Raw genomic sequence first — 22,936 nt, forward strand, 5'->3', positions numbered from 1 at the left:
TTTTTATATGCGGGTGTGGCGGAATGGCAGACGCACCAGATTTAGGATCTGGCGCCGCGAGGCGTGGGGGTTCAAGTCCCTTCACCCGCATTAGAAATTACTTGTTGACAGCAACTCACCAACGTGTTACGATGATAAAGTCGCTTTTGCGGTCGTGGCGGAATGGCAGACGCGCTAGGTTGAGGGCCTAGTGGGGGTTAACCCCGTGGAGGTTCAAGTCCTCTCGGCCGCACCAACAAAATTTCAAAATATACTTTTCTTATATAAAGCGCCCGTAGCTCAATTGGATAGAGCATCTGACTACGAATCAGAAGGTTGTAGGTTCGACTCCCGCCGGGCGCACCATATTTCGGGAAGTAGCTCAGCTTGGTAGAGCACTTGGTTTGGGACCAAGGGGTCGCAGGTTCGAATCCTGTCTTCCCGACCATTACTTCTCAATAAAAATTTCAATTATATATGCGGGTGTAGTTTAGTGGTAAAACCTCAGCCTTCCAAGCTGATGATGAGAGTTCGATTCTCTTCACCCGCTCCATTTTAACTTTATTGCTCTTTGAAAACTGAACAAAACAAAGCGTCAACGTTTTAAAGAAGTGAGTACACACTATAAAAACAACCGAGCAAGTCAAACATTCTACGGAGAGTTTGATCCTGGCTCAGGATGAACGCTGGCGGCGTGCCTAATACATGCAAGTCGAGCGAATTGTTGAGTTTACTCAACAGTTAGCGGCGGACGGGTGAGTAACACGTGGGCAACCTGCCTATAAGACTGGGATAACTTCGGGAAACCGGAGCTAATACCGGATATGTTCTTTTCTCGCATGAGAGAAGATGGAAAGACGGTTTCGGCTGTCACTTATAGATGGGCCCGCGGCGCATTAGCTAGTTGGTGAGGTAATGGCTCACCAAGGCAACGATGCGTAGCCGACCTGAGAGGGTGATCGGCCACACTGGGACTGAGACACGGCCCAGACTCCTACGGGAGGCAGCAGTAGGGAATCTTCCGCAATGGACGAAAGTCTGACGGAGCAACGCCGCGTGAACGATGAAGGCTTTCGGGTCGTAAAGTTCTGTTGTTAGGGAAGAACAAGTACCAGAGTAACTGCTGGTACCTTGACGGTACCTAACCAGAAAGCCACGGCTAACTACGTGCCAGCAGCCGCGGTAATACGTAGGTGGCAAGCGTTATCCGGAATTATTGGGCGTAAAGCGCGCGCAGGTGGTTCCTTAAGTCTGATGTGAAAGCCCCCGGCTCAACCGGGGAGGGTCATTGGAAACTGGGGAACTTGAGTGTAGAAGAGGAAAGTGGAATTCCACGTGTAGCGGTGAAATGCGTAGAGATGTGGAGGAACACCAGTGGCGAAGGCGACTTTCTGGTCTATAACTGACACTGAGGCGCGAAAGCGTGGGGAGCAAACAGGATTAGATACCCTGGTAGTCCACGCCGTAAACGATGAGTGCTAAGTGTTAGAGGGTTTCCGCCCTTTAGTGCTGCAGCTAACGCATTAAGCACTCCGCCTGGGGAGTACGGCCGCAAGGCTGAAACTCAAAGGAATTGACGGGGGCCCGCACAAGCGGTGGAGCATGTGGTTTAATTCGAAGCAACGCGAAGAACCTTACCAGGTCTTGACATCCTCTGACACTCCTAGAGATAGGACGTTCCCCTTCGGGGGACAGAGTGACAGGTGGTGCATGGTTGTCGTCAGCTCGTGTCGTGAGATGTTGGGTTAAGTCCCGCAACGAGCGCAACCCTTGATCTTAGTTGCCAGCATTCAGTTGGGCACTCTAAGGTGACTGCCGGTGATAAACCGGAGGAAGGTGGGGATGACGTCAAATCATCATGCCCCTTATGACCTGGGCTACACACGTGCTACAATGGATGGTACAAAGAGCTGCAAACTCGCGAGGGTAAGCGAATCTCATAAAGCCATTCTCAGTTCGGATTGCAGGCTGCAACTCGCCTGCATGAAGCCGGAATCGCTAGTAATCGCGGATCAGCATGCCGCGGTGAATACGTTCCCGGGCCTTGTACACACCGCCCGTCACACCACGAGAGTTTGTAACACCCGAAGTCGGTGAGGTAACCGCAAGGAGCCAGCCGCCTAAGGTGGGACAGATGATTGGGGTGAAGTCGTAACAAGGTAGCCGTATCGGAAGGTGCGGCTGGATCACCTCCTTTCTAAGGAAAATTAACGTGACGCTTTTGTTTTGTTCAGTTTTGAATGAGTAATTCATTCAACCTTGTTCTTTGAAAACTAGATAATAGATAGAAGGCAAATTTTGCATCAATTTTTAAAACACCGAATGTTTTTTTTAGTAGGTTAAGTTAGAAAGGGCGCACGGTGGATGCCTTGGCACTAGGAGCCGATGAAGGACGGGACTAACACCGATATGCTTTGGGGAGCTGTAAGTAAGCGTTGATCCAGAGATTTCCGAATGGGGAAACCCACTGTTCGTAATGGAACAGTATCTTTACCTGAATACATAGGGTACTGAAGGCAGACCCGGGGAACTGAAACATCTAAGTACCCGGAGGAAGAGAAAGCAATAGCGATTTCCTGAGTAGCGGCGAGCGAAACGGAATCAGCCCAAACCAAGAGGCTTGCCTCTTGGGGTTGTAGGACACTCAATATGGAGTTACAAAGGAACGGGGTAAATGAAGAGGTCTGGAAAGGCCCGTCAAAGAAGGTAAAAACCCTGTAGTTGAAACTTCGTTCCCTCCTGAGTGGATCCTGAGTACGGCGGGACACGAGAAATCCCGTCGGAAACAGGGAGGACCATCTCCCAAGGCTAAATACTCCCTAGTGACCGATAGTGAACCAGTACCGTGAGGGAAAGGTGAAAAGCACCCCGGAAGGGGAGTGAAATAGATCCTGAAACCGTGTGCTTACAAGTAATCAGAGCCCGTTAATGGGTGATGGTGTGCCTTTTGTAGAATGAACCGGCGAGTTACGATCCCATGCGAGGTTAAGTTGAAAAGACGGAGCCGCAGCGAAAGCGAGTCTGAATAGGGCGAATTAGTATGTGGTCGTAGACCCGAAACCAGGTGATCTACCCATGTCCAGGGTGAAGTTCAGGTAACACTGAATGGAGGCCCGAACCCACGCACGTTGAAAAGTGCGGGGATGAGGTGTGGGTAGCGGAGAAATTCCAATCGAACCTGGAGATAGCTGGTTCTCTCCGAAATAGCTTTAGGGCTAGCCTCAAGATGAGAGTATTGGAGGTAGAGCACTGATTGGACTAGGGGCCCCCAACGGGTTACCGAATTCAGTCAAACTCCGAATGCCAAATACTTATTCTTGGGAGTCAGACTGCGAGTGATAAGATCCGTAGTCAAAAGGGAAACAGCCCAGACCACCAGCTAAGGTCCCAAAGTATACGTTAAGTGGAAAAGGATGTGGAGTTGCTTAGACAACCAGGATGTTGGCTCAGAAGCAGCCACCATTTAAAGAGTGCGTAATAGCTCACTGGTCGAGTGACTCCGCGCCGAAAATGTACCGGGGCTAAACGTATCACCGAAGCTGTGGATGGACACCGTAGGGTGTCCGTGGTAGGAGAGCGTTCTAAGGGCGTCGAAGCTAGACCGTAAGGACTGGTGGAGCGCTTAGAAGTGAGAATGCCGGTATGAGTAGCGAAAGAAGGGTGAGAATCCCTTCCACCGAATGCCCAAGGTTTCCTGAGGAAGGCTCGTCCGCTCAGGGTTAGTCGGGACCTAAGCCGAGGCCGAAAGGCGTAGGCGATGGATAACAGGTTGATATTCCTGTACCACCAATTTATCGTTTGAACGATGGGGGGACGCAGGAGGATAGGGTAAGCGCGCTGTTGGATATGCGCGTCTAAGCAGTTAGGCCGGAAACGAGGCAAATCCCGTTTCCATTAAGGCGGAGCTGTGATAGCGAGGGAAATTAAGTACCGAAGTTCCTGATTCCACACTGCCTAGAAAAGCCTCTAGTGAGATAAAGGGTGCCCGTACCGCAAACCGACACAGGTAGGCGAGGAGAGAATCCTAAGGTGTGCGAGAGAACTCTCGTTAAGGAACTCGGCAAAATGACCCCGTAACTTCGGGAGAAGGGGTGCTTTTTAGGGTGAATAGCCCGGAAAAGCCGCAGTGAATAGGCCCAGGCGACTGTTTAGCAAAAACACAGGTCTCTGCGAAGCCGCAAGGCGAAGTATAGGGGCTGACGCCTGCCCGGTGCTGGAAGGTTAAGGGGAGAGGTTAGCGTAAGCGAAGCTTTGAACCGAAGCCCCAGTAAACGGCGGCCGTAACTATAACGGTCCTAAGGTAGCGAAATTCCTTGTCGGGTAAGTTCCGACCCGCACGAAAGGCGTAACGATCTGGGCACTGTCTCAACGAGAGACTCGGTGAAATTATAGTACCTGTGAAGATGCAGGTTACCCGCGACAGGACGGAAAGACCCCGTGGAGCTTTACTGTAACCTGATATTGAATTTTGGTACAGCTTGTACAGGATAGGTAGGAGCCTTTGAAACCGGAGCGCTAGCTTCGGTGGAGGCATTGGTGGGATACTACCCTGGCTGTATTGAAATTCTAACCCGCGCCCCTTATCGGGGTGGGAGACAGTGTCAGGTGGACAGTTTGACTGGGGCGGTCGCCTCCTAAAGAGTAACGGAGGCGCCCAAAGGTTCCCTCAGAATGGTTGGAAATCATTCGTAGAGTGTAAAGGCACAAGGGAGCTTGACTGCGAGACCTACAAGTCGAGCAGGGACGAAAGTCGGGCTTAGTGATCCGGTGGTTCCGCATGGAAGGGCCATCGCTCAACGGATAAAAGCTACCCCGGGGATAACAGGCTTATCTCCCCCAAGAGTCCACATCGACGGGGAGGTTTGGCACCTCGATGTCGGCTCATCGCATCCTGGGGCTGTAGTCGGTCCCAAGGGTTGGGCTGTTCGCCCATTAAAGCGGTACGCGAGCTGGGTTCAGAACGTCGTGAGACAGTTCGGTCCCTATCCGTCGTGGGCGCAGGAAATTTGAGAGGAGCTGTCCTTAGTACGAGAGGACCGGGATGGACGCACCGCTGGTGTACCAGTTGTCTTGCCAAAGGCATAGCTGGGTAGCTACGTGCGGACGGGATAAGTGCTGAAAGCATCTAAGCATGAAGCCCCCCTCAAGATGAGATTTCCCATAGCGTAAGCTAGTAAGATCCCTGAAAGATGATCAGGTAGATAGGTTTGAGGTGGAAGCGTGGTGACACGTGGAGCTGACAAATACTAATCGATCGAGGACTTAACCATTCGTTTTAATTACATGCAAAACCCTTCTTATTATCTAGTTTTGAAGGAACAACGTTCCTTTATAGTCTGGTAATGATGGCGAAGAGGCCACACCCGTTCCCATTCCGAACACGGAAGTTAAGCTCTTCAGCGCCGATGGTAGTTGGGGGTCTCCCCCTGTGAGAGTAGGACATTGCCAGGCTGTTTCTTTTTTAGTTTCATTCAAATCGTCGCGGGGTGGAGCAGTCCGGTAGCTCGTCGGGCTCATAACCCGAAGGTCGCAGGTTCAAATCCTGTCCCCGCAATCATTTAAAAGACAACAGAGAACTTTCTCTGTTGTCTTTTTTGTTTCGACTATTAAAAGTGTCATTAAATCGGATTCAGGTCATATGATAAAAAAGAGATAGTGAATAAACAGTTGTTAAATGGAGAAAATAAAGTTAGAGTTAAAGATCCACAGGCAGCAATTTCTTCTAGAAGAAAAAAGAAACAAAAAAGCTCTTGCAATTGTGTAAAAATAATGTTAATATAATATTATAGTAAGAAATGAATAATGTCTGGCAGTGATGGCGAAGAGGCCACACCCGTTCCCATTCCGAACACGGAAGTTAAGCTCTTCAGCGCCGATGGTAGTTGGGGGTCTCCCCCTGTGAGAGTAGGACGTTGCCAGGCATATTTATTTTTTAGTTTCATTCAAATCGTCGCGGGGTGGAGCAGTCCGGTAGCTCGTCGGGCTCATAACCCGAAGGTCGCAGGTTCAAATCCTGTCCCCGCAATCAGTTAAAAAAACGAAACAATTGTTTCGTTTTTTTTTATGTCTAGAAAGATAGAAAAATTCGTTTCTAACTCAGTGCTATTCGTCGTCAAATCACATTTCCGGTTCATCCGTTGTTTCCTATAGCGAAAAAAGGTAAACTACAGGTATAAGGTTTATTACAGGTCGATGATAAAAGAAGGATATAAGGGTGAATGATAATATGCAGCAGTATGAGTTAGTTACTGAGAATGAAGATCAAACATTCGCTTTAGCGAAACAGATAGGTGAAAAGCTTAATGGTGGAGAGGTAATTGCGTTAGAAGGAGATTTGGGGGCTGGAAAGACGGCGTTTACGAAAGGCCTAGCCAAAGGTCTAGCCGTAACTCGGGTGGTCAACAGCCCTACCTTTACGATTATTAAGGAATACCAAGGGCGGATTCCCCTTTACCATATGGATGTTTATAGGGTAAGTGCGGAGGATGAAGATCTTGGTTTTGACGAATATTTTGAAGGTACAGGGGTTACGGTTGTGGAGTGGGCACATTTAATTAAAGAACAGCTTCCTGATGAACTGCTGACCATTAATATCTATCGGATTGGTGATACAAGCCGTAAATTTGTATTAGAAGCTAAGGGAGAACGATACCTTCAGTTATGTAAGGAGATTTGTTAATGAAAGTGTTAGCGTTAGATACATCAAATTTTATATTAGGTATCTCTTTAATAGAGGATGATAAGGTAATTGGCGAATATATCACGAATCTAAAGAAGAATCATTCATTACGTGTTATGCCGGCCATTGAGGGTTTATTGAAGGAATGTGATACTACTCCAGGAGAACTCGATAAAATTGTTGTAGCAAAAGGACCAGGATCCTATACGGGTGTAAGGATAGGTGTTACCATTGCTAAAACATTGGCTTGGACCCTAAAAATCCCCCTATCTGGCGTATCCAGCCTTGAAGCATTGGCTGCGAATGCTCGTTTTTTTGATGGGTATATTGCACCGTTGTTTGATGCAAGACGGGGCTTGATCTTTACAGGTCTTTATAAATTCACCAATAACAAATTAGAAACAATCATAGATGACTGCAACATTTTATCTGTAGATTGGGCTAAACGGTTAAAGTCTACGAATGAATCGATTTTATTCATTGGCCAAGATATCGCTTTGCATCAAGAAGCCATTATAGAGGGATTAGGAGAACAAGCCGTATTTGCCCCGCCCTCATTATTCAACCCAAGACCGAGTGAGCTGGCTTTATTGGGAAGGGATAAGGATGAAGAAGATATCCATCAATTTGTACCAAATTATGTCCGGATGGCTGAAGCAGAAGTTAAATGGCTGGAAACTCAGGCGAAAAAAAATGACCTTTGATGAGAAAATACTTGGTGAAAAGAGACCGGTTTCGATGAGTGATTCTTTAGTGTTTAGACTTATGAGAACAGAAGATATTGACCAAGTTTTAATCGTGGAAAGAGAGTCTTTTACACTTCCATGGAGCAGGGAAGCTTTTTATAATGAATTGAATACTAATCAATATGCTATTTACCTGGTTATTGAGGATGAAGGAAAGATTGTCGGGTATTGTGGGGCTTGGATTGTTTTAGATGAGGCGCACATTACCAATATAGCCATACTGCCAGAATACAGGGGGCAAAAGCTTGGCGAGGCTTTACTAGTTAAGATGATTGAAGTTGCATTAAGCAAGCAAGTAATCAAAATGACTTTAGAGGTTCGTGTAAGTAATATACCGGCACAATCCTTATATAAAAAACTCGGATTCCAAACTGGCGGAACCCGGAAGAATTATTATACGGATAACCAGGAAGATGCATATGTTATGTGGGTGAATTTATCGTGAAAAAAGATCAAATTATATTGGGAATTGAAACAAGCTGTGATGAAACGGCTGCAGCAATTATTAAGAACGGTACAGACATTCTAAGCAATGTCATTTCATCACAAATAGAAAGCCATAAGCGTTTTGGCGGTGTTGTTCCAGAGATTGCCTCAAGAATGCATGTTGAACAAATTACACTTGTCATAGAAGAAGCATTACTTCAAGCAGATGTTACCTATAAGGATATCGATGCAATTGCCGTTACAGAAGGACCAGGCCTTGTAGGCGCCCTTTTAATTGGTGTTAACGCAGCTAAAGCCGTGGCATTTGCTCATGGGATTCCGCTTGTAGGTGTTCACCATATAGCAGGTCATATCTATGCTAACCGATTAATACAGGAAATGAAGTTTCCAGCGTTGTCTCTCGTGGTTTCAGGGGGGCATACAGAACTTGTATTACTTAAAGAGCATGGTTCATTTAAGGTAATCGGTGAGACTCGTGATGATGCAGCAGGAGAAGCGTATGATAAGGTGGCTCGGACACTTAACTTCCCGTATCCAGGCGGTCCACATATTGATCGTCTTGCCCATGAGGGGAACCCTTCGATAAACCTTCCTAGAGCATGGCTGAATGGAAGCTATGACTTTAGCTTTAGCGGATTGAAATCTTCGGTTATTAATACTCTGCATAACGCGGAACAGCGTGGAGAAACGATAGAACCGGCAGATTTGGCAGCTAGCTTTCAAGCTAGTGTCATTGAAGTGCTTGTCACAAAAACCCTTAAGGCAGCTGAAGATTTCAACGTGAAGCAAGTTATGCTAGCAGGCGGAGTCGCGGCGAATAAGGGACTTCGTGCAGCTCTTACAGAAGCTTTTACCGTAGTTCCGGATATAGAGCTTGTGATTCCTCCATTATCTCTTTGTACAGATAATGCAGCGATGATTGGTGCAGCTGGAAGTATCCTGTTTGAAAAAGGCAAGCGATCAGATCTTGCTTTAAACGGTAATCCTGGTCTTGATATTGAAAATCTCTGAATAAATGCGTGAGATGCCGAATTTGGTATCTCACGTTCTTTCTGTGGGTAAAAGGAAAATATCTCACTATTCTGTGGATAAAGTTTTTTGATTATTAAAACAGATTGTGTATAACTCGGCTTATTGTGGATAAAACAGACGACTTCTGTGGATAATGTGGAAAACTCTAAGGAATGTGGGTAAATCAAGCTTTTGTTTGTGGGTAATTCTGTGGATATGTTGATGTGAAAAAATAAAAGTTATCCACAAAAATAAATTGAAGTGAAAGAAGATGAATACCAAATGAAAACAGGCTGCTTCAAGCCCGTCTATCGGGTCTTGAGGCAGCCTGTTCTTACCCTTCAAGTTCAGCCCATTCTTCTAGAAGTGTATCGACATCTGATTGTGCCTGATCGAGTTTCACTTGGATTTCAAGGACCTTTTCATGGTTTTGGAATATTTCAGGATCGCATAGTAGTTCATTGTAGGTTCTGATTTCTTCTTCTAGCTTCTCAGTAGCGATTTCTATTTCCTCAATTCTCCGCTTACGCTGTCGTTCCACTTTTTTTACTTCCTTATCCATTTGATAAGAAGTGGCGACTGGAGGTGTATCAGCCTTTATCGCGTGTTCTTTTCTTTCGAGCTCAATGAGTTCAGCTTGTTCCTGTTTCTTCTCTACGTAGTAATCATAATCACCAAGGAATTCTTCACTGCCGTTTTTACTAAGCTCAATGACCTTTGTGGCAATTCGATTGATAAAGTAACGGTCATGGGAAACGAAGAGGATCGTCCCAGGATAATCGATTAAGGCGTTTTCGAGCACCAGTTTACTATCAAGGTCTAGGTGATTGGTCGGTTCATCTAAAATTAACAGGTTGCCTTTTTCCATCATCATCTTAGCTAGTGCGAGGCGAGCCTTCTCGCCGCCGCTGAGGGATGAGACGTTCTTAAGGACATCATCACCGGAAAAAAGAAAATTGCCTAGAATGGTACGGATTTCTTTCTCGGGCTTCAGTGGATGTTCATCCCATAACTCATTTAACACACGCTTGTTTGAGATGAGATTAGCTTGTTCTTGATCGTAGTAGCTGATTTGGACGTTTGTGCCCATTTTAAATTGTCCTGAAAGCAATTCAAGCTTTCCAATCAACGTCTTTAATAAGGTTGATTTCCCAACCCCATTAGGACCAACAAGCGCTACACTGTCCCCTTTTGAAATATTGATGTTAATGTTTCGGGAAACATAATCTTGGTTGTAGCCAATGGCTGCTCCCTGAATAGCAAGCACATCGTTCCCGCTTTGTCTTTCGATTTGAAACGAAAAATTCGCTGATTTTTCATCACCACTTGGCCTGTCCAATACATCCATTTTTTCTAGTTGTTTACGCCGGCTTTGTGCCCGTTTGGTCGTTGAAGCTCTGGTAATATTACGTTGAACGAAGTCCTTCAGCTTATCAATCTCGTCCTGCTGCTTTTCAAATTGCTTTAAATCCCGTTCATAGTCGAGTTCTTTTAAGGCTAAGTAGGCACTATAGTTTCCATGGTACTTCCGCATTGAATGACGAGATATTTCATAGACCTGGTTAACGACTTTGTCCAGAAAATAACGATCATGAGAAACAATTAATACGGCACCAGGATAGCCCTGTAAATACTGTTCCAGCCAAGAAAGAGTATCGATATCAAGGTGATTGGTCGGTTCATCTAGAATAAGAATATCAGGTTTCTTTAAGAGTAATTTACCTAGTGCAAGCCTGGTTTTTTGACCACCGCTTAGCGTGGCAATCGGTGTAGATGGATCAAACGTAGAGAATTGCAGCCCATGAAGAACGGACCGGATATCTGCTTCATATTGGTACCCGCCCTGTTCAGCAAACTTGACTTGCAAGGCATCATATTCAGAAAGAATCTTTTTATAGAGTGTTTCATTTTCATAGGTCTCCGGCTTGGCCATCGTGACCTCTAGGTGCCGCAGCTGCTTTTCTTTAGCAATCAGCTCAGTAAAAACAGTCAGCATTTCATCCCATATGGATAATTCAGACTCTAAACCGGTATCCTGAGCCATATAGCCAATAGTCGTACCTTTAGGTTTAATGATCTCGCCGCCATCATGAGAAAGATGACCAGCAATAATTTTTAATAGTGTGGATTTCCCTGCACCATTTCTGCCGACAAGAGCCACTCGATCTCTATTTTGAACTTCGAGCTTCATATTTGATAAAATAAGCTCTGCCCCATAATATTTCGATAATTGGTTAACTTGTAATAGAATCATGTTTTTCACCTCTAAATTGCGTTATAGATAGTGTACCTTATTCAGGCAATATCCGCGAGGGTGAGTATCAATATGATTATGTGAAGGATGAAACAAAGTCATTACAAATGGTGAATTTTAGTGTATGATTTAGGAGAGGTGTTTTGAATGAAAGAGTTAACTCATTTTAATGAAGAAGGCAGGGCGAAAATGGTTGATATCAGCCAAAAGCCTGAAACTGTTCGTACAGCTGTTGCTCAGTCGAGCATATTGCTGAATGAAGAAATTTACGAAAAAATAACCAACAATAAAATGAAAAAGGGAGACGTACTTGCTGTTGCCCAGGTAGCGGGAATCATGGCTTGTAAGAATACGTCCAACATTATTCCTATGTGTCATCCCATTTCATTACAAGGTGTGAATATCTCTTTTAACTGGTTAAAAGAGGACGATAATCATCGTCTGCAGATTGAAGCAACGGCTAAGACAAAGGGAAGCACAGGTGTGGAAATGGAAGCGTTAACAGCTGTTTCAGCAGCTGCACTGACTGTTTATGATATGTGTAAGGCTGTGGATAAGGGTATGATCATAGGACCAACGTTTTTAGTTGAAAAAACCGGTGGTGTTTCCAGTCCCGACTACCAGAGGCAGATTAATCAAACCGAAGAATAGGATTCGGAAACATTTGTGAAAGCGGGGAAAATATATGAGCCCAGAACATTTGAAGATACCGCAGGCAACCGCCAAGAGATTACCCTTATACTATCGTTTTCTAAAAAACCTACATTCGTCAGGCAAACAGCGTGTTTCTTCAGCTGAACTCAGCGAAGCTGTTAAGGTAGATTCTGCCACGATACGCCGGGATTTTTCTTATTTTGGTGCACTTGGTAAAAAAGGCTACGGATATAACGTTAATTATCTTTTATCATTTTTCCGGAAAACACTGGATCAAGATGAGTTGACTAAAGTAGCCTTAATAGGTGTAGGTAACTTGGGTACAGCTTTTTTGAATTATAATTTCTTAAAGAATAATAACACGATTATTGAGTTAGCCTTTGATGTTGACGAAAGTAAGGTGGGCACGAGAATCTGTGACGTTCCGGTGTACCATATGGACGAGTTAGAAGAACAGTTAAATCAACGTGATATATCTGTCGCAATCTTAACTGTGCCATCACATGTGGCGCAAACCATTACGGATTACCTCGTTAAATCAAATGTTAAAGGGATTTTAAATTTTACTCCGGCACGCCTTACTGTACCGGCTGCCATAAGAGTTCACCACATTGATTTATCTATTGAACTGCAATCATTAATTTATTTCTTAAAGCATTACCCATCAGCCAATATTCAGGCCATCACCGATTAAATACAAAAACGCTGCCAGATTATAAGCAGCGTTTTTTGTTATTTCTTATTCTTTTTCTGGATAGATTTAATTTTTAAGTGCAGGAGCAGCATTCGAATGCCTGATCCTAAATCAAGTGTGGCCAACAATACAAGAAAATAGGCGAAGAAGCCCCATCCGGATCTAGAAACCGTTTGGATGGACATAAAGATAAATAACGCGCCTAAAGCCATATAAATAATGGCTAAAGTTAAAGGTGAAATTCGTTTCATAAAAACCCTCCGATGAAGTTTTGCACGTGCTCTGCGTCCTTCAGGAATTTTTCAATATCATCTTTGTAAATTTGAGTAATGACCACTAAGGAGTTCATGGACACGTGCGCAAAGATGGGGACTAAGATACGATTGGTTTTTACATATAAAAAGGCAAAAACAAATCCCATCGCAGTGTAGAGCAATAAATGAATAAATTCGCCGTGAGCGGCCCCAAATATTAATGAACTAATCAGAGCAGATAAGAAAAAGTTAAGTCGTTTGTGCAGGGATCCAAAAATAATTTTACGAAAAACGATTTCCTCAAGAATCGGTCCAATAACAGAACTAACAAATAAGACCAGAGGAACATTGAGAATTAAATTAATAATTGTCTGCGTATTCTCAGAACCTGCCTCAATGCCGATGGCTGTTTCAATCATTCCTGCTATGGATTGAGAAAATAACGCAAGAAAGATTCCGGCGAATCCCCAAAAAATAGAGGTAGGAACAGACGCTTGATGTTTTCGTAAATCACTATTATTTTTCACTTCTTTTCGTATTAAGAATAATGTTGCTATCAATCCTATAAGGAAGCTGATAACAATCCAATACGCGCCAGAAAGCTGTTGAAGCTCGGCATTTTTTTCGGCTCCTCTCCAGATCCCAAACATCATTAAAAGAGGAACACCAACGATACTCGATAACTGCATTGCAATATAAACAATAATAATGTACCAATATTCTCTCTTCAAACTCATAACTCCTTCGATGTTGCGGTAAAGGCAGCCTGCCGTAAACCCAACAAAATGAATCGCACTAGTGAGAGCCTAAGCTACCTTATAAAAGAGTATCAAAATAAACGACCAAACTCCACATAAAGGTTTCCAAAATGCAAAGGATTTAAAGATGGTGTAAGGTGTTTTCTTATTATAGTATTCCCAAGCACCTCAAGAAATTAATAGAAAAAAAAGAGATAAGATACTTGCAAATATGTCCCAATTTATTTAATATAGTAATTGTGTTAGCACTCACAGTAGATGAGTGCTAATAATTAAACACTAACCAGTAGAATTTGAGGAGGTCGTTTCACTTGTTAAAACCATTAGGTGATCGCGTAATTATTGAGCTAGTTGAATCAGAAGAAAAAACTGCCAGCGGTATCGTTTTACCGGATACTGCAAAAGAAAAGCCGCAAGAAGGAAAAATTGTAGCTGTAGGAACAGGCCGTGTTCTTGAAAATGGCGAGCGTGTTGCTTTAGAGGTTGCCCAAGGCGATCGGATTATCTTCTCTAAATATGCAGGTACAGAAGTGAAATATGACGGGTCAGACTACTTAATTCTTAGAGAAAGTGACATCTTAGCTGTTATTGGCTAATTGTCCTAAACATACTTAATAAACGAAAACTAATACAAAAATACTTTGGGAGGTTTTTATATATGGCTAAAGACATTAAATTCAGTGAAGACGCACGACGTTCCATGCTTCGCGGTGTAGATGCACTCGCTAATGCAGTAAAAGTGACACTTGGACCAAAAGGACGTAACGTCGTTCTTGAAAAGAAATTCGGTTCACCGCTTATTACGAATGATGGTGTGACAATCGCTAAAGAAATTGAATTAGAAGATGCATTCGAAAACATGGGTGCAAAATTGGTTGCTGAAGTAGCAAGCAAAACGAATGACATTGCTGGTGATGGTACAACAACAGCTACAGTTCTTGCACAAGCTATGATCCGTGAAGGCCTGAAAAACGTAACGGCTGGTGCGAACCCTATGGGCATTCGTAAAGGGATTGAAAAAGCTGTGAAAGTGGCTATTACTGAGTTACAAGCCATCTCTAAACCAATTGAAAACAAAGAGTCTATTGCGCAAGTTGCAGCGATCTCAGCTTCTGACGAAGAAGTGGGTCAATTAATCGCTGAAGCAATGGAACGCGTTGGTAATGACGGTGTTATCACGATTGAAGAATCTAAAGGTTTCATAACTGAACTAGATGTAGTAGAAGGTATGCAATTCGATCGTGGATATGCATCTGCTTACATGGTAACAAACCCAGATAAAATGGAAGCAGTTCTTGAAAATCCATATATCTTAATTACAGACAAAAAAATCTCTAGCATTCAAGAAATTCTTCCTGTACTTGAACAAGTTGTTCAACAAGGAAAATCTCTATTGCTGATTGCTGAAGACATCGAAGGCGAAGCACTATCAACACTTGTTGTGAACAAACTTCGCGGAACATTCAATGCAGTTGCTGTAAAAGCACCTGGATTCGGAGATCGTCGTAAAGCAATGCTAGAAGATATCGCTGCATTGACTGGCGGAGAAGTGATTTCTGAAGAAGTGGGTCTTGAACTGAAATCAGCAACACTAGCTTCACTAGGCCGTGCATCTAAAGTTGTTGTAACGAAAGAAAACACAACAATCGTTGAAGGTGCTGGAGATTCAGCACAAATTCAAGCACGTGTACACCAAATCCGTGTTCAATTAGAAGAAACAACTTCTGAATTCGACCGTGAAAAATTACAAGAACGTCTTGCTAAACTAGCAGGCGGAGTAGCTGTCATTAAAGTCGGAGCTGCTACTGAAACAGAACTAAAAGAACGCAAACTTCGCATTGAAGATGCGCTTAACTCTACTCGTGCAGCGGTTGAAGAAGGAATCGTAGCCGGTGGTGGTACAGCACTTCTTAATGTATACAACAAAATTGCTGAAATTACAGCAGAAGGCGACGAACAAACAGGAATCAACATCGTACTACGTGCGATCGAAGAGCCTGTACGTCAAATCGCTCACAATGCAGGACTAGAAGGTTCTGTCATCGTAGAGCGCCTAAAACACGAAGAAGTAGGCACAGGCTTCAACGCAGCTACTGGCGAGTGGGTAAACATGATCGACGCTGGTATCGTTGACCCTACTAAAGTAACACGCTCAGCGCTTCAAAACGCTGCATCTGTTGCTGCAATGTTCCTAACTACTGAAGCAGTAGTTGCAGACAAACCAGAAGAAAACCCAATGCCATCAATGCCTGATATGGGCGGCATGGGCGGCATGATGTAATCATCTCCCTAGAACCCTTTAGATTGGGTTTTGGAGTAAGATGAGAGTGTAATGCTAATATTGCGTTTAATAAAGGAGGCTTCTCATGAGTTCATTGAACTTGTGCGGAGCTTCTTTTTTATTTATTGGGGGATATGGAGATAGACATTAGACCTTGATATTGAAGGGCTTGTGGGTTATGTGGTTATTTTTATTCGTCTAAAAGTATAGGTTTCCGCTATAAAATCGCTTATTAAAACCCCGATTTAAGGCTGTTTTAGCCCGCAAAGTTTGGAAATTGGCTTGACGTTTTCGTAAAATTGAATATAGGGTAGAGTCGTATAAAGATTGTTCCGCAATCGGGCCAGGTTATGGCCAACAAAATATTAATAGAGGAATGAGACTATGGAAGTGCCTATGAGTTTAGACCAAGCAACTTATCATGTAGAAAAAACTAAACCACTGAAACTAAAAGAAGTAAATTTCAAGATTAAACCTAACATTAAAGAACAAAAAAGATTATTTAGAACATCGTTATATAAATTAACAATTATCGTAGAGGTAAATAATCAAGTGTATGAATTTGTAGGTTATAATCTCAATCACAAGCTGATTTCACAGCTAGAAAAAGACCCTTCAAGATTTCTAGTTGGAGCAGAGCCACCATTTTTAAGTGGAACTAACTGGCCGGATAGTGGAATATCTGAAGTCGTTGAGGCAAACAATGTACCTTTGGATTCCCTGATTATAACAGATGGAAAAAAGGTCATTGCTACAATTTATAATGATGAGATACCTATATTGATTAACTGGCTTGAAAATTTAATCAATTAAAATAAAAAGAAGAGAAAAGGGGATTTACTAAATGTATTTAAGCGATATTCACGTAGTGTGGTGATTTGATTCTATGGAAACAACTATTAAAACTAGCTGTGGATAGTGATGAATCTTTATTCTAGAAGATATAGGTACTGTAGAGTGAAGGTTGTAACACACAGATTAAGGAGGATAAATACTAGGCGTTCGTTATCTTGCATAGAATTAACTTAATGCAACAATCAATGCATTATATGGTCAGTGGATAATGGGAAGCGATTAGTACCTCACCGCCTCCCTGTTTTCAAGTACATAGTCGACTTAGAACAGTATTGATATGCCTTAACTCCTTGGCGAAGAGGCATGCTAAGTAACTTTATCTAAAATGATTAAAGACTCAATTAGATATCAACCTTTACAAAGGCTTTAATTCACGTAAAAATCCATCTACCTCATCATCTGATTGGAATTTATAAGCATATCCAAAGCAAATTGGTCCATTACCAGTGTGTTCTCTCTTGGGGAAGTTTAGGAAAGCTGTATTATGAATTAACCCGGTAGATTTTACTTGTAGATCTTTATTTTTTTCTACAATTTTTGGATTTAAAACTATAGTAATTTCTTTGTTTGGAAGTAAATAAACTATTTCATCGGTTACAATATTTTTAAATTCAATAGCTTTTGATGTTTCTTTTATCGTTTTAAAATTGTTTAAACCAAATGTATTTTGTATATTTCCCATATTACAATTCACCTCTTAATGTAATTATATACTAATTCTGTTAATAGGTATAAATTCATAATCCCGTTATGTAATAGAAAAAGGGACAAGAAGATTGATATTAGCCCATAGTGTGAACAGTAATACCTATAATTCGGTATAACTGAGATAGAGGATGTATAAAGACTTTTTTTCATGAGGAAACACATTCTTCATCATTTGTTCACGGATAAGACCGTCATACCACTGATTTATACATTGTGATGCCGGCATTTTTTTAATATAATTTAGGTAGTAGTAAACATATTCCTTTGGTATTTAGTTGCTATAGAAGATTCTTTAACTCTATCATCTCAATTTTATTAGAATTTAGCTGAGATCCTTTATCATGTATAAGTTTTGCTTAAAGTGAAAAGATGAGTATAATCATGATTAATAAAAGAGAGAAGTGGATATACATGGTTCAATCAATTAATACAAAAGTCGATTTAGTTATTGATGCAACCTCACATATGGGACTTCCTGATTACGGAAAAATTATGATTGGAAACAAGGGATTTGAATTTTTTAATAATCGTGATGCTCGGAAATTTATCCAAATTTCCTGGGAAGAAGTTGATAGTGTTATTGCTTCGATCATGTTCAAAGGGAAATGGATACCGCGTTATGCTATTAAAACGAAGCGAAACGGGACATATACATTTTCATCAAAAGATTCGAAAAAAGTTTTGCGAGCAGTTCGTGAATATGTTGAGCCGAATCGTATGGTTCAATCATTAAGTTTTTTTGATGTTATCAAACGCGGAATGAAGAATACATTTAAAAAGTGAATACACACAATAAAGACAAGTAGAAACTTGTCTCAGTTAGTAGACAAACGAGGTACGGAATGGTTTCATTCCGTACCTCGTTTGCATTTTGAACACATTTCATGGATGTTATCCTCCTGAATCTGTTCTAGGGTAGCACGTGTTGCCGTTCAAACGCTGGGTTTTAATTCAAGATTGAATATAGAGAGACGGTTGATTGGAGAGGAAGGCGTGAAGACTCCTGCGGGAATAGCGGGACAGGTGAGACCCCGCAAGAGCGTAAGCGATGAGGAGGCTCACCGCCCGCCCGCGGAAAGCGAAGCGCTTGGAACGGAAATCAACAGAACCATTTTTACAAACTAAAAAAAGAAGACTGTAGACAAACTTAATTTCATCGAGTTTGTCTACAGTCTAAGACAAGCTGGAACTTGTCTTTTTTTATTGGTACCGAACCAAATTTGTGAACTTTTATTGTCATTTTTTTTCACTGTACACATAATTTTTACCCGGTTTTTATGTTTTTTAACTGAAAATAATTCATTGAAAGTCGTTGCCTAGCGGGGATTCACAAGCATTCGTAGTCTATAATCTGCAATTGATAGAATAGTCCTTGTTATGAGTGGAGAGTCACATGAAAAAGTTAATTTTTGCATGGAAATGGATTATTTTATGTGCTATAATCTCTATGAAAGATGATTAAAGCGTTTGCAATATAATACTAAATATCCATCGCCATTATTTTTTACGTGTTACTGATTCGATCAGGCATGAGTGAAGAGTATTGATAGATGAAGAAAAAGGGTGCATTCTATACCTATATCTTCATTATCAACTTTTTATTCATGCCTTTTTTGGCGCTTGTGGAAACGCTTTCGGGTCGATGGGTAATACCTTAAGGAATAACTGGACGTGTATCACCGGTTTAATTATTACTATATTAATAGGAGGTAAAAAGATGGTAGGGATTATCATTGCTAGTCACGGCGAATTTGCCAATGGTATCTTGCAATCCGGGGAGATGATCTTTGGAGTACAAGAAAATGTAAAAGCTGTTACATTGATGCCGAGCGAAGGACCTGATGGTGTAAAAGCAAAAATAACTGAAGCAATCTCCTCTTTCGACAACCAAGACGAAGTATTATTCTTAGTCGATCTTTGGGGTGGTACTCCTTTCAACCAAGCCAACAGCTTGTTTGAAGAACATCAAGACACATGGGCAATTGTTGCCGGAATGAACTTACCTATGTTAATTGAAGCCTTTGCATCGCGCTTTTCCATGAACACAGCGCATGAAATTGCCGCGCAAATTTTAGGAACAGCTAAAGAAGGAGTTAAAGTAAAACCTGAAGAGTTAGAACCAGCGGTATCAGTTGCATCTGAAGATCAACGATCAACGGCAGGTGTCCCGGGTACATTCGAATATGTGTTAGCACGCATTGACTCTCGCTTGCTTCATGGACAGGTAGCGACAGCTTGGACAAAATCGACGCAGCCAACTCGTATTATCGTTGTATCTGACACAGTAGCTAAGGATGAGCTTCGTAAGAAATTGATTCAACAAGCTGCCCCGCCCGGTGTAAGGGCACACGTTGTTCCGGTCAAAAAAATGATTGAACTTGCAAAAGATGATCAACACTTCGGCAGCGAGCGCGCATTGCTGCTTTTTGAAAACCCGCAAGATGCACTAAAAGCAGTTGAAGGCGGCGTTCCATTGGAGACGATTAATGTCGGTTCTATGGCACACTCGCTTGGTAAAGTACAACCGAATAAGGTATTGGCATTTAGTCAAGATGATATTGATACGTTTGCAAGACTAAAAGAGCTTGGTTTGAAATTTGATGTACGTAAAGTTCCGAACGATTCAAAAGGCAATATGGCTGAAATTATTAAAAAGGCGCAAGAGGAGTTAAACAAACAAAAACAATCATGATTATCATGAAAAAAAGGGAGGATAAATCATCATGGATTTGACGATTATTCAAATCATATTAGTCGTTCTCGTTGCATTTTTGGCTGGTGTAGAAGGTATTCTGGATGAATTCCACTTCCATCAACCAATCATTGCATGTACGTTAATCGGCTTAGCTACAGGACAAGTTGTACCTTGTCTTATCTTAGGCGGTACGCTTCAAATGATCGCTTTAGGCTGGGCGAATATTGGAGCTGCCGTAGCACCGGATGCTGCGTTGGCAGCTGTTGCATCTGCCATTATTTTAGTTTTAAGCGGACAAGGTCAAGATGGTGTATCTTCTGCAATCGCGATTGCTGTTCCACTTGCAGTTGCAGGTTTATTGTTAACGATCATCTGCCGTACGATAGCAACAGCATTTGTTCACTTTATGGATGCTGCGGCTCAGGATGGAAACATTAGAAAAGTTGAATTTTGGCACATCATGGCAATCTGTTTGCAAGGGCTGCGTATAGCAATTCCAGCTGCCTTAATTGTAGCAATTGGCGCTGGCCCAGTTAGAAACCTGCTTGAATCTATGCCAATGTGGTTGACAGACGGTTTAGCAATCGGCGGCGGAATGGTTGTAGCCGTTGGTTATGCCATGGTTATTAATATGATGGCAACAAAAGAAGTATGGCCGTTCTTTGCCATTGGGTTCGTATTAGCGACTGTTTCACAAATCACACTTATCGGTCTAGGTGCGATCGGTGTGGCTATTGCACTTATCTATCTAGCACTTTCTAAACAAGGCGGTTCAGGCGGAGGCAATGGCGGTAACGGTAATACAGGTGATCCGATAGGCGACATTATTGATAGTTACTAAGAAAATGAAGGAGGACGGAAAAATGGAACAAGAATTAAGATTATCAAAAAAAGATCGTATTTCTGTTTGGTGGCGTTCAACTTTCATTCAAGGTTCTTGGAACTATGAACGGATGCAAAACGGCGGTTGGGCATACGCAATGATTCCAGCCATTAAGAAATTATATAAAACAAAAGAAGATCGTTCGGCTGCACTAAAACGCCACTTAGAGTTCTTTAATACGCATCCATATGTAGCTTCACCTATATTGGGTGTAACGTTGGCGCTTGAAGAAGAACGAGCAAATGGCGCGCCTGTTGATGACGTAGCGATACAAGGGGTTAAAGTCGGAATGATGGGACCTTTAGCAGGTATCGGGGATCCAGTTTTCTGGTTTACAATTAAGCCGATTCTTGGTGCGTTAGCAGCTTCCCTTGCTATGACTGGTAATATCCTAGGTCCTATTCTTTACTTTGTTTTATGGAATCTGCTTCGGATGGGATTCACATGGTATACGCAGGAATTCGGTTACAAAGCTGGATCTAAGATCACGGAAGATTTATCTGGCGGGCTGCTTCGAGATATTACCAAAGGAGCATCCATACTCGGTATGTTTATCCTTGGGGCATTAGTTAACCGTTGGGTATCTGTAAGTTTTACTCCAACCGTTTCTAAAGTTCAACTTGATGACGGCGCTTTTATCGAGTGGGATAAACTTCCGGCAGGTGCGGAAGGGATTAAATCGGCGCTGGAACAACAAGCTTCCGGGCTTTCATTGACCGCTGAGAAAGTAACCACTTTACAAAGTAACTTGGATAGTTTAATTCCTGGATTAGCAGGATTACTATTAACACTTTTCTGCATGTGGCTGCTTAAGAAGAAAGTATCTCCTATCGTTATGATTCTTGGGTTATTCGTAGTAGGTATTGTATTCCACTTAGTACACTTGATGTAACTAGTCATTCTCGAATAAATATAAAGCACCTTCTAGCATGAGCTTATGTTAAGAAGGTGCTTTTCATATGCATGGTACTAGACAAATAGATTTTAGGAGGAAGCTATGCTTACTATTGGTTACATAGGAAATGGAAAAAGCACGAACAGATATCATCTTCCGTTCGTCTTGCAAAGAGAGAATATAAAGGTTAAAACCATCTATCAAAGAAATCCTGATCATGAAGACTGGGACCGGATTGAAGGGGTCCATTATACTTCTGTTTTAGATGAATTATTAACTGATAAGGATATTCAGCTGATTGTGGTTTGTACTAAACATGACAGTCATCTTGAATACGCAAAATTTGTATTAGAACACAATAAACACTGCTTGGTTGAAAAGCCTTTTATGGAAACGTCCAAGGAGGCGAAAGAAATATTCGCACTGGCAAAAGAGAAAGGACTAATCGTTCAAGCGTATCAAAACCGGCGCTTTGACAGCGATTTTTTAACGGTTCAGAAGGTTATTGAAGAAGGGAAATTAGGGGACTTGCTGGAAGTGGAAATGCATTATGACTATTATCGTTCTGAAGTACCAGAGTCCGTTCATTCCTCTGATCCTGCTTTGTCCTTTTTATACGGACATGGCTGTCATACACTGGATCAGGTAATCAGCTATTTCGGAAAACCGGAACATATTCATTACGATGTAAGACAATTACTAGGACAAGGAAGAATGAATGATTACTTCGATTTGGACCTATATTATGGCACGTTAAAAGTATCAGTGAAATCCAGTTATTTTAGACTCAAAGAAAGACCAAGCTTCGTCGTTCATGGCAAAAAGGGATGCTTTGTGAAAGAAACTAAAGACCGCCAGGAAGAACATTTAAAGTTATTTTACATGCCTAATAACAAAGACTTTGGTATCGATACGATTAAACAGTATGGTGTACTGACCTATATTGATGAAGAAGGAAACATACACGAAGAGAAAGTGAAATCGGTAAATGGAGACTATGGAAGAGTATACGATGATTTATATGAGTCTATCGTCAACGGGAAAGCTAAAACCATTACAGACGAACAGATCCTGCTGCAAATGGAGATATTGGAAACCGGAGTTAGAGATTTAAAGTGAAATGAATAATGTTCTTAGCAACTA

18 protein-coding genes, 7 tRNA genes and 4 rRNA genes are annotated in these 22,936 nt (G+C 42.1%); 25 read left to right on the forward strand and 4 right to left on the reverse strand.

Annotated elements, in window-relative coordinates; all coding sequences use genetic code 11:
- Window positions 1-9 precede the first annotated feature (9 nt).
- From MHI18_RS12885 to tsaD, 15 genes are all read left to right on the forward strand, one after another.
- Window positions 10-90: transfer RNA gene (locus MHI18_RS12885), tRNA-Leu, on the forward strand.
- 58 nt (window positions 91-148) lie between these two features.
- Window positions 149-235, forward strand: a tRNA-Leu gene (locus MHI18_RS12890).
- Window positions 236-268: 33 nt separating this feature from the next.
- Window positions 269-345 (forward strand) — tRNA-Arg (locus MHI18_RS12895).
- Between the two features lie 5 nt (window positions 346-350).
- Window positions 351-427: transfer RNA gene (locus tag MHI18_RS12900), tRNA-Pro, on the forward strand.
- Between the two features lie 31 nt (window positions 428-458).
- A tRNA-Gly gene (locus tag MHI18_RS12905) sits at window positions 459-532 on the forward strand.
- A 98-nt stretch (window positions 533-630) separates the two neighbouring features.
- Window positions 631-2,176, forward strand: a 16S ribosomal RNA gene (locus MHI18_RS12910).
- Window positions 2,177-2,316: 140 nt separating this feature from the next.
- Window positions 2,317-5,249: ribosomal RNA gene (locus tag MHI18_RS12915) — 23S ribosomal RNA — on the forward strand.
- Between the two features lie 65 nt (window positions 5,250-5,314).
- A 5S ribosomal RNA gene (gene rrf / locus MHI18_RS12920) occupies window positions 5,315-5,430 on the forward strand.
- A gap of 29 nt (window positions 5,431-5,459) precedes the next feature.
- A tRNA-Met gene (locus MHI18_RS12925) sits at window positions 5,460-5,533 on the forward strand.
- Window positions 5,534-5,784: 251 nt separating this feature from the next.
- Window positions 5,785-5,900, forward strand: a 5S ribosomal RNA gene (gene rrf, locus MHI18_RS12930).
- The 16S, 23S and 5S rRNA genes sit together here with 7 tRNA genes alongside, the layout of an rRNA operon.
- Before the next feature lie 30 nt (window positions 5,901-5,930).
- Window positions 5,931-6,004, forward strand: a tRNA-Met gene (locus MHI18_RS12935).
- 201 nt (window positions 6,005-6,205) lie between these two features.
- Window positions 6,206-6,658, forward strand: coding sequence for a tRNA (adenosine(37)-N6)-threonylcarbamoyltransferase complex ATPase subunit type 1 TsaE (gene tsaE, locus MHI18_RS12940; RefSeq protein WP_340850286.1), 453 nt, complete (start codon window positions 6,206-6,208; stop codon window positions 6,656-6,658).
- Window positions 6,658-7,362, forward strand: a complete 705-nt coding sequence (tsaB, locus tag MHI18_RS12945; protein WP_340847907.1) for a tRNA (adenosine(37)-N6)-threonylcarbamoyltransferase complex dimerization subunit type 1 TsaB — start codon at window positions 6,658-6,660, stop codon at window positions 7,360-7,362. The genes tsaE and tsaB overlap by 1 nt, the downstream gene beginning before the upstream one ends.
- Before the next feature lie 34 nt (window positions 7,363-7,396).
- Complete coding sequence (gene rimI / locus MHI18_RS12950) at window positions 7,397-7,849, forward strand: ribosomal protein S18-alanine N-acetyltransferase (protein ID WP_340850287.1); 453 nt, start codon at window positions 7,397-7,399, stop codon at window positions 7,847-7,849.
- Entirely contained in the window at window positions 7,846-8,862 is a 1,017-nt protein-coding gene (tsaD, locus tag MHI18_RS12955; protein ID WP_340847909.1) for a tRNA (adenosine(37)-N6)-threonylcarbamoyltransferase complex transferase subunit TsaD, read from the forward strand. The genes rimI and tsaD overlap by 4 nt, the downstream gene beginning before the upstream one ends.
- Window positions 8,863-9,196: 334 nt before the next feature.
- Here tsaD and MHI18_RS12960 read toward each other — a convergent pair whose 3' ends face one another.
- Window positions 9,197-11,116, reverse strand: coding sequence for an ABC-F family ATP-binding cassette domain-containing protein (locus MHI18_RS12960; protein WP_340847910.1), 1,920 nt, complete (start codon window positions 11,114-11,116; stop codon window positions 9,197-9,199).
- 147 nt (window positions 11,117-11,263) lie between these two features.
- Here MHI18_RS12960 and moaC point away from each other — a divergent pair, with 147 nt between their 5' ends.
- The gene (gene moaC / locus MHI18_RS12965; protein ID WP_340847911.1) at window positions 11,264-11,767 is read left to right on the forward strand and encodes a cyclic pyranopterin monophosphate synthase MoaC; all 504 of its coding nucleotides are present in this window, start codon (window positions 11,264-11,266) and stop codon (window positions 11,765-11,767) included.
- 34 nt (window positions 11,768-11,801) lie between these two features.
- The gene (locus MHI18_RS12970) at window positions 11,802-12,464 is read left to right on the forward strand and encodes a redox-sensing transcriptional repressor Rex (protein WP_340847912.1); all 663 of its coding nucleotides are present in this window, start codon (window positions 11,802-11,804) and stop codon (window positions 12,462-12,464) included.
- A 38-nt stretch (window positions 12,465-12,502) separates the two neighbouring features.
- On the opposite strand, the gene MHI18_RS12975 is transcribed toward MHI18_RS12970, so the two are convergent.
- A complete protein-coding gene (locus MHI18_RS12975; RefSeq protein ID WP_340847913.1) occupies window positions 12,503-12,715 on the reverse strand; it encodes a YdiK family protein in 213 nt (70 codons plus the stop codon).
- A complete protein-coding gene (locus MHI18_RS12980) occupies window positions 12,712-13,449 on the reverse strand; it encodes a CPBP family intramembrane glutamic endopeptidase (protein ID WP_340847915.1) in 738 nt (245 codons plus the stop codon). Before MHI18_RS12980 ends, MHI18_RS12975 begins: the two co-directional genes overlap by 4 nt.
- A gap of 338 nt (window positions 13,450-13,787) precedes the next feature.
- Between MHI18_RS12980 and groES the strand changes: the two genes are divergently transcribed.
- From groES to MHI18_RS12995, 3 genes are all read left to right on the forward strand, one after another.
- A complete protein-coding gene (groES, locus tag MHI18_RS12985) occupies window positions 13,788-14,072 on the forward strand; it encodes a co-chaperone GroES (RefSeq protein ID WP_040376616.1) in 285 nt (94 codons plus the stop codon).
- Window positions 14,073-14,134: 62 nt separating this feature from the next.
- Window positions 14,135-15,757 (forward strand): chaperonin GroEL, encoded by a 1,623-nt coding sequence (gene groL, locus MHI18_RS12990; RefSeq protein ID WP_340847918.1) that lies wholly within the window; start codon window positions 14,135-14,137, stop codon window positions 15,755-15,757.
- A 384-nt stretch (window positions 15,758-16,141) separates the two neighbouring features.
- The gene (locus tag MHI18_RS12995; protein ID WP_340847920.1) at window positions 16,142-16,570 is read left to right on the forward strand and encodes a hypothetical protein; all 429 of its coding nucleotides are present in this window, start codon (window positions 16,142-16,144) and stop codon (window positions 16,568-16,570) included.
- Window positions 16,571-16,967: 397 nt separating this feature from the next.
- Here the strand turns inward: MHI18_RS12995 and MHI18_RS13000 are convergent, their stop codons facing one another.
- Window positions 16,968-17,294 (reverse strand): hypothetical protein, encoded by a 327-nt coding sequence (locus MHI18_RS13000; protein WP_340847921.1) that lies wholly within the window; start codon window positions 17,292-17,294, stop codon window positions 16,968-16,970.
- Between the two features lie 437 nt (window positions 17,295-17,731).
- Between MHI18_RS13000 and MHI18_RS13005 the strand changes: the two genes are divergently transcribed.
- The 5 genes from MHI18_RS13005 (at window position 17,732) to MHI18_RS13025 (ending at window position 22,912) form a co-directional block, all read left to right on the forward strand.
- Window positions 17,732-18,103, forward strand: a complete 372-nt coding sequence (locus MHI18_RS13005; protein WP_340847922.1) for a DUF956 family protein — start codon at window positions 17,732-17,734, stop codon at window positions 18,101-18,103.
- 934 nt (window positions 18,104-19,037) lie between these two features.
- On the forward strand, window positions 19,038-20,012 hold the full coding sequence (locus MHI18_RS13010) for a mannose/fructose/sorbose PTS transporter subunit IIA (RefSeq protein WP_340847923.1): 975 nt from the start codon (window positions 19,038-19,040) through the stop codon (window positions 20,010-20,012).
- 37 nt (window positions 20,013-20,049) lie between these two features.
- Entirely contained in the window at window positions 20,050-20,856 is an 807-nt protein-coding gene (locus tag MHI18_RS13015) for a PTS mannose/fructose/sorbose transporter subunit IIC (protein ID WP_340850288.1), read from the forward strand.
- A gap of 22 nt (window positions 20,857-20,878) precedes the next feature.
- Window positions 20,879-21,790 carry a PTS system mannose/fructose/sorbose family transporter subunit IID gene (locus tag MHI18_RS13020; protein ID WP_340847925.1) on the forward strand — a complete coding sequence of 304 codons (912 nt, stop codon included), beginning with the start codon at window positions 20,879-20,881 and terminating at the stop codon, window positions 21,788-21,790.
- Window positions 21,791-21,895: 105 nt separating this feature from the next.
- Complete coding sequence (locus MHI18_RS13025; protein WP_340847926.1) at window positions 21,896-22,912, forward strand: oxidoreductase; 1,017 nt, start codon at window positions 21,896-21,898, stop codon at window positions 22,910-22,912.
- Window positions 22,913-22,936: the final 24 nt, after the last annotated feature.

The organism is Peribacillus sp. FSL H8-0477 (assembly GCF_038002765.1).
Taxonomy (GTDB): domain Bacteria; phylum Bacillota; class Bacilli; order Bacillales; family DSM-1321; genus Peribacillus.

What these genes read in the sequence shown, in the direction of transcription:
- tsaE (WP_340850286.1), top strand. Translation starts at nt 6,206, where the DNA reads ATGCAGCAGTATGAGTTAGTTACTGAGAATGAAGATCAAACATTCGCT.
- tsaB (WP_340847907.1), top strand. Translation starts at nt 6,658, where the DNA reads ATGAAAGTGTTAGCGTTAGATACATCAAATTTTATATTAGGTATCTCT.
- rimI (WP_340850287.1), top strand. Translation starts at nt 7,397, where the DNA reads ATGAGTGATTCTTTAGTGTTTAGACTTATGAGAACAGAAGATATTGAC.
- MHI18_RS12960 (WP_340847910.1), bottom strand. Translation starts at nt 11,116, where the DNA reads ATGATTCTATTACAAGTTAACCAATTATCGAAATATTATGGGGCAGAG.
- moaC (WP_340847911.1), top strand. Translation starts at nt 11,264, where the DNA reads ATGAAAGAGTTAACTCATTTTAATGAAGAAGGCAGGGCGAAAATGGTT.
- MHI18_RS12970 (WP_340847912.1), top strand. Translation starts at nt 11,802, where the DNA reads ATGAGCCCAGAACATTTGAAGATACCGCAGGCAACCGCCAAGAGATTA.
- MHI18_RS12975 (WP_340847913.1), bottom strand. Translation starts at nt 12,715, where the DNA reads ATGAAACGAATTTCACCTTTAACTTTAGCCATTATTTATATGGCTTTA.
- groL (WP_340847918.1), top strand. Translation starts at nt 14,135, where the DNA reads ATGGCTAAAGACATTAAATTCAGTGAAGACGCACGACGTTCCATGCTT.
- MHI18_RS12995 (WP_340847920.1), top strand. Translation starts at nt 16,142, where the DNA reads ATGGAAGTGCCTATGAGTTTAGACCAAGCAACTTATCATGTAGAAAAA.
- MHI18_RS13000 (WP_340847921.1), bottom strand. Translation starts at nt 17,294, where the DNA reads ATGGGAAATATACAAAATACATTTGGTTTAAACAATTTTAAAACGATA.
- MHI18_RS13005 (WP_340847922.1), top strand. Translation starts at nt 17,732, where the DNA reads ATGGTTCAATCAATTAATACAAAAGTCGATTTAGTTATTGATGCAACC.
- MHI18_RS13010 (WP_340847923.1), top strand. Translation starts at nt 19,038, where the DNA reads ATGGTAGGGATTATCATTGCTAGTCACGGCGAATTTGCCAATGGTATC.
- MHI18_RS13020 (WP_340847925.1), top strand. Translation starts at nt 20,879, where the DNA reads ATGGAACAAGAATTAAGATTATCAAAAAAAGATCGTATTTCTGTTTGG.
- MHI18_RS13025 (WP_340847926.1), top strand. Translation starts at nt 21,896, where the DNA reads ATGCTTACTATTGGTTACATAGGAAATGGAAAAAGCACGAACAGATAT.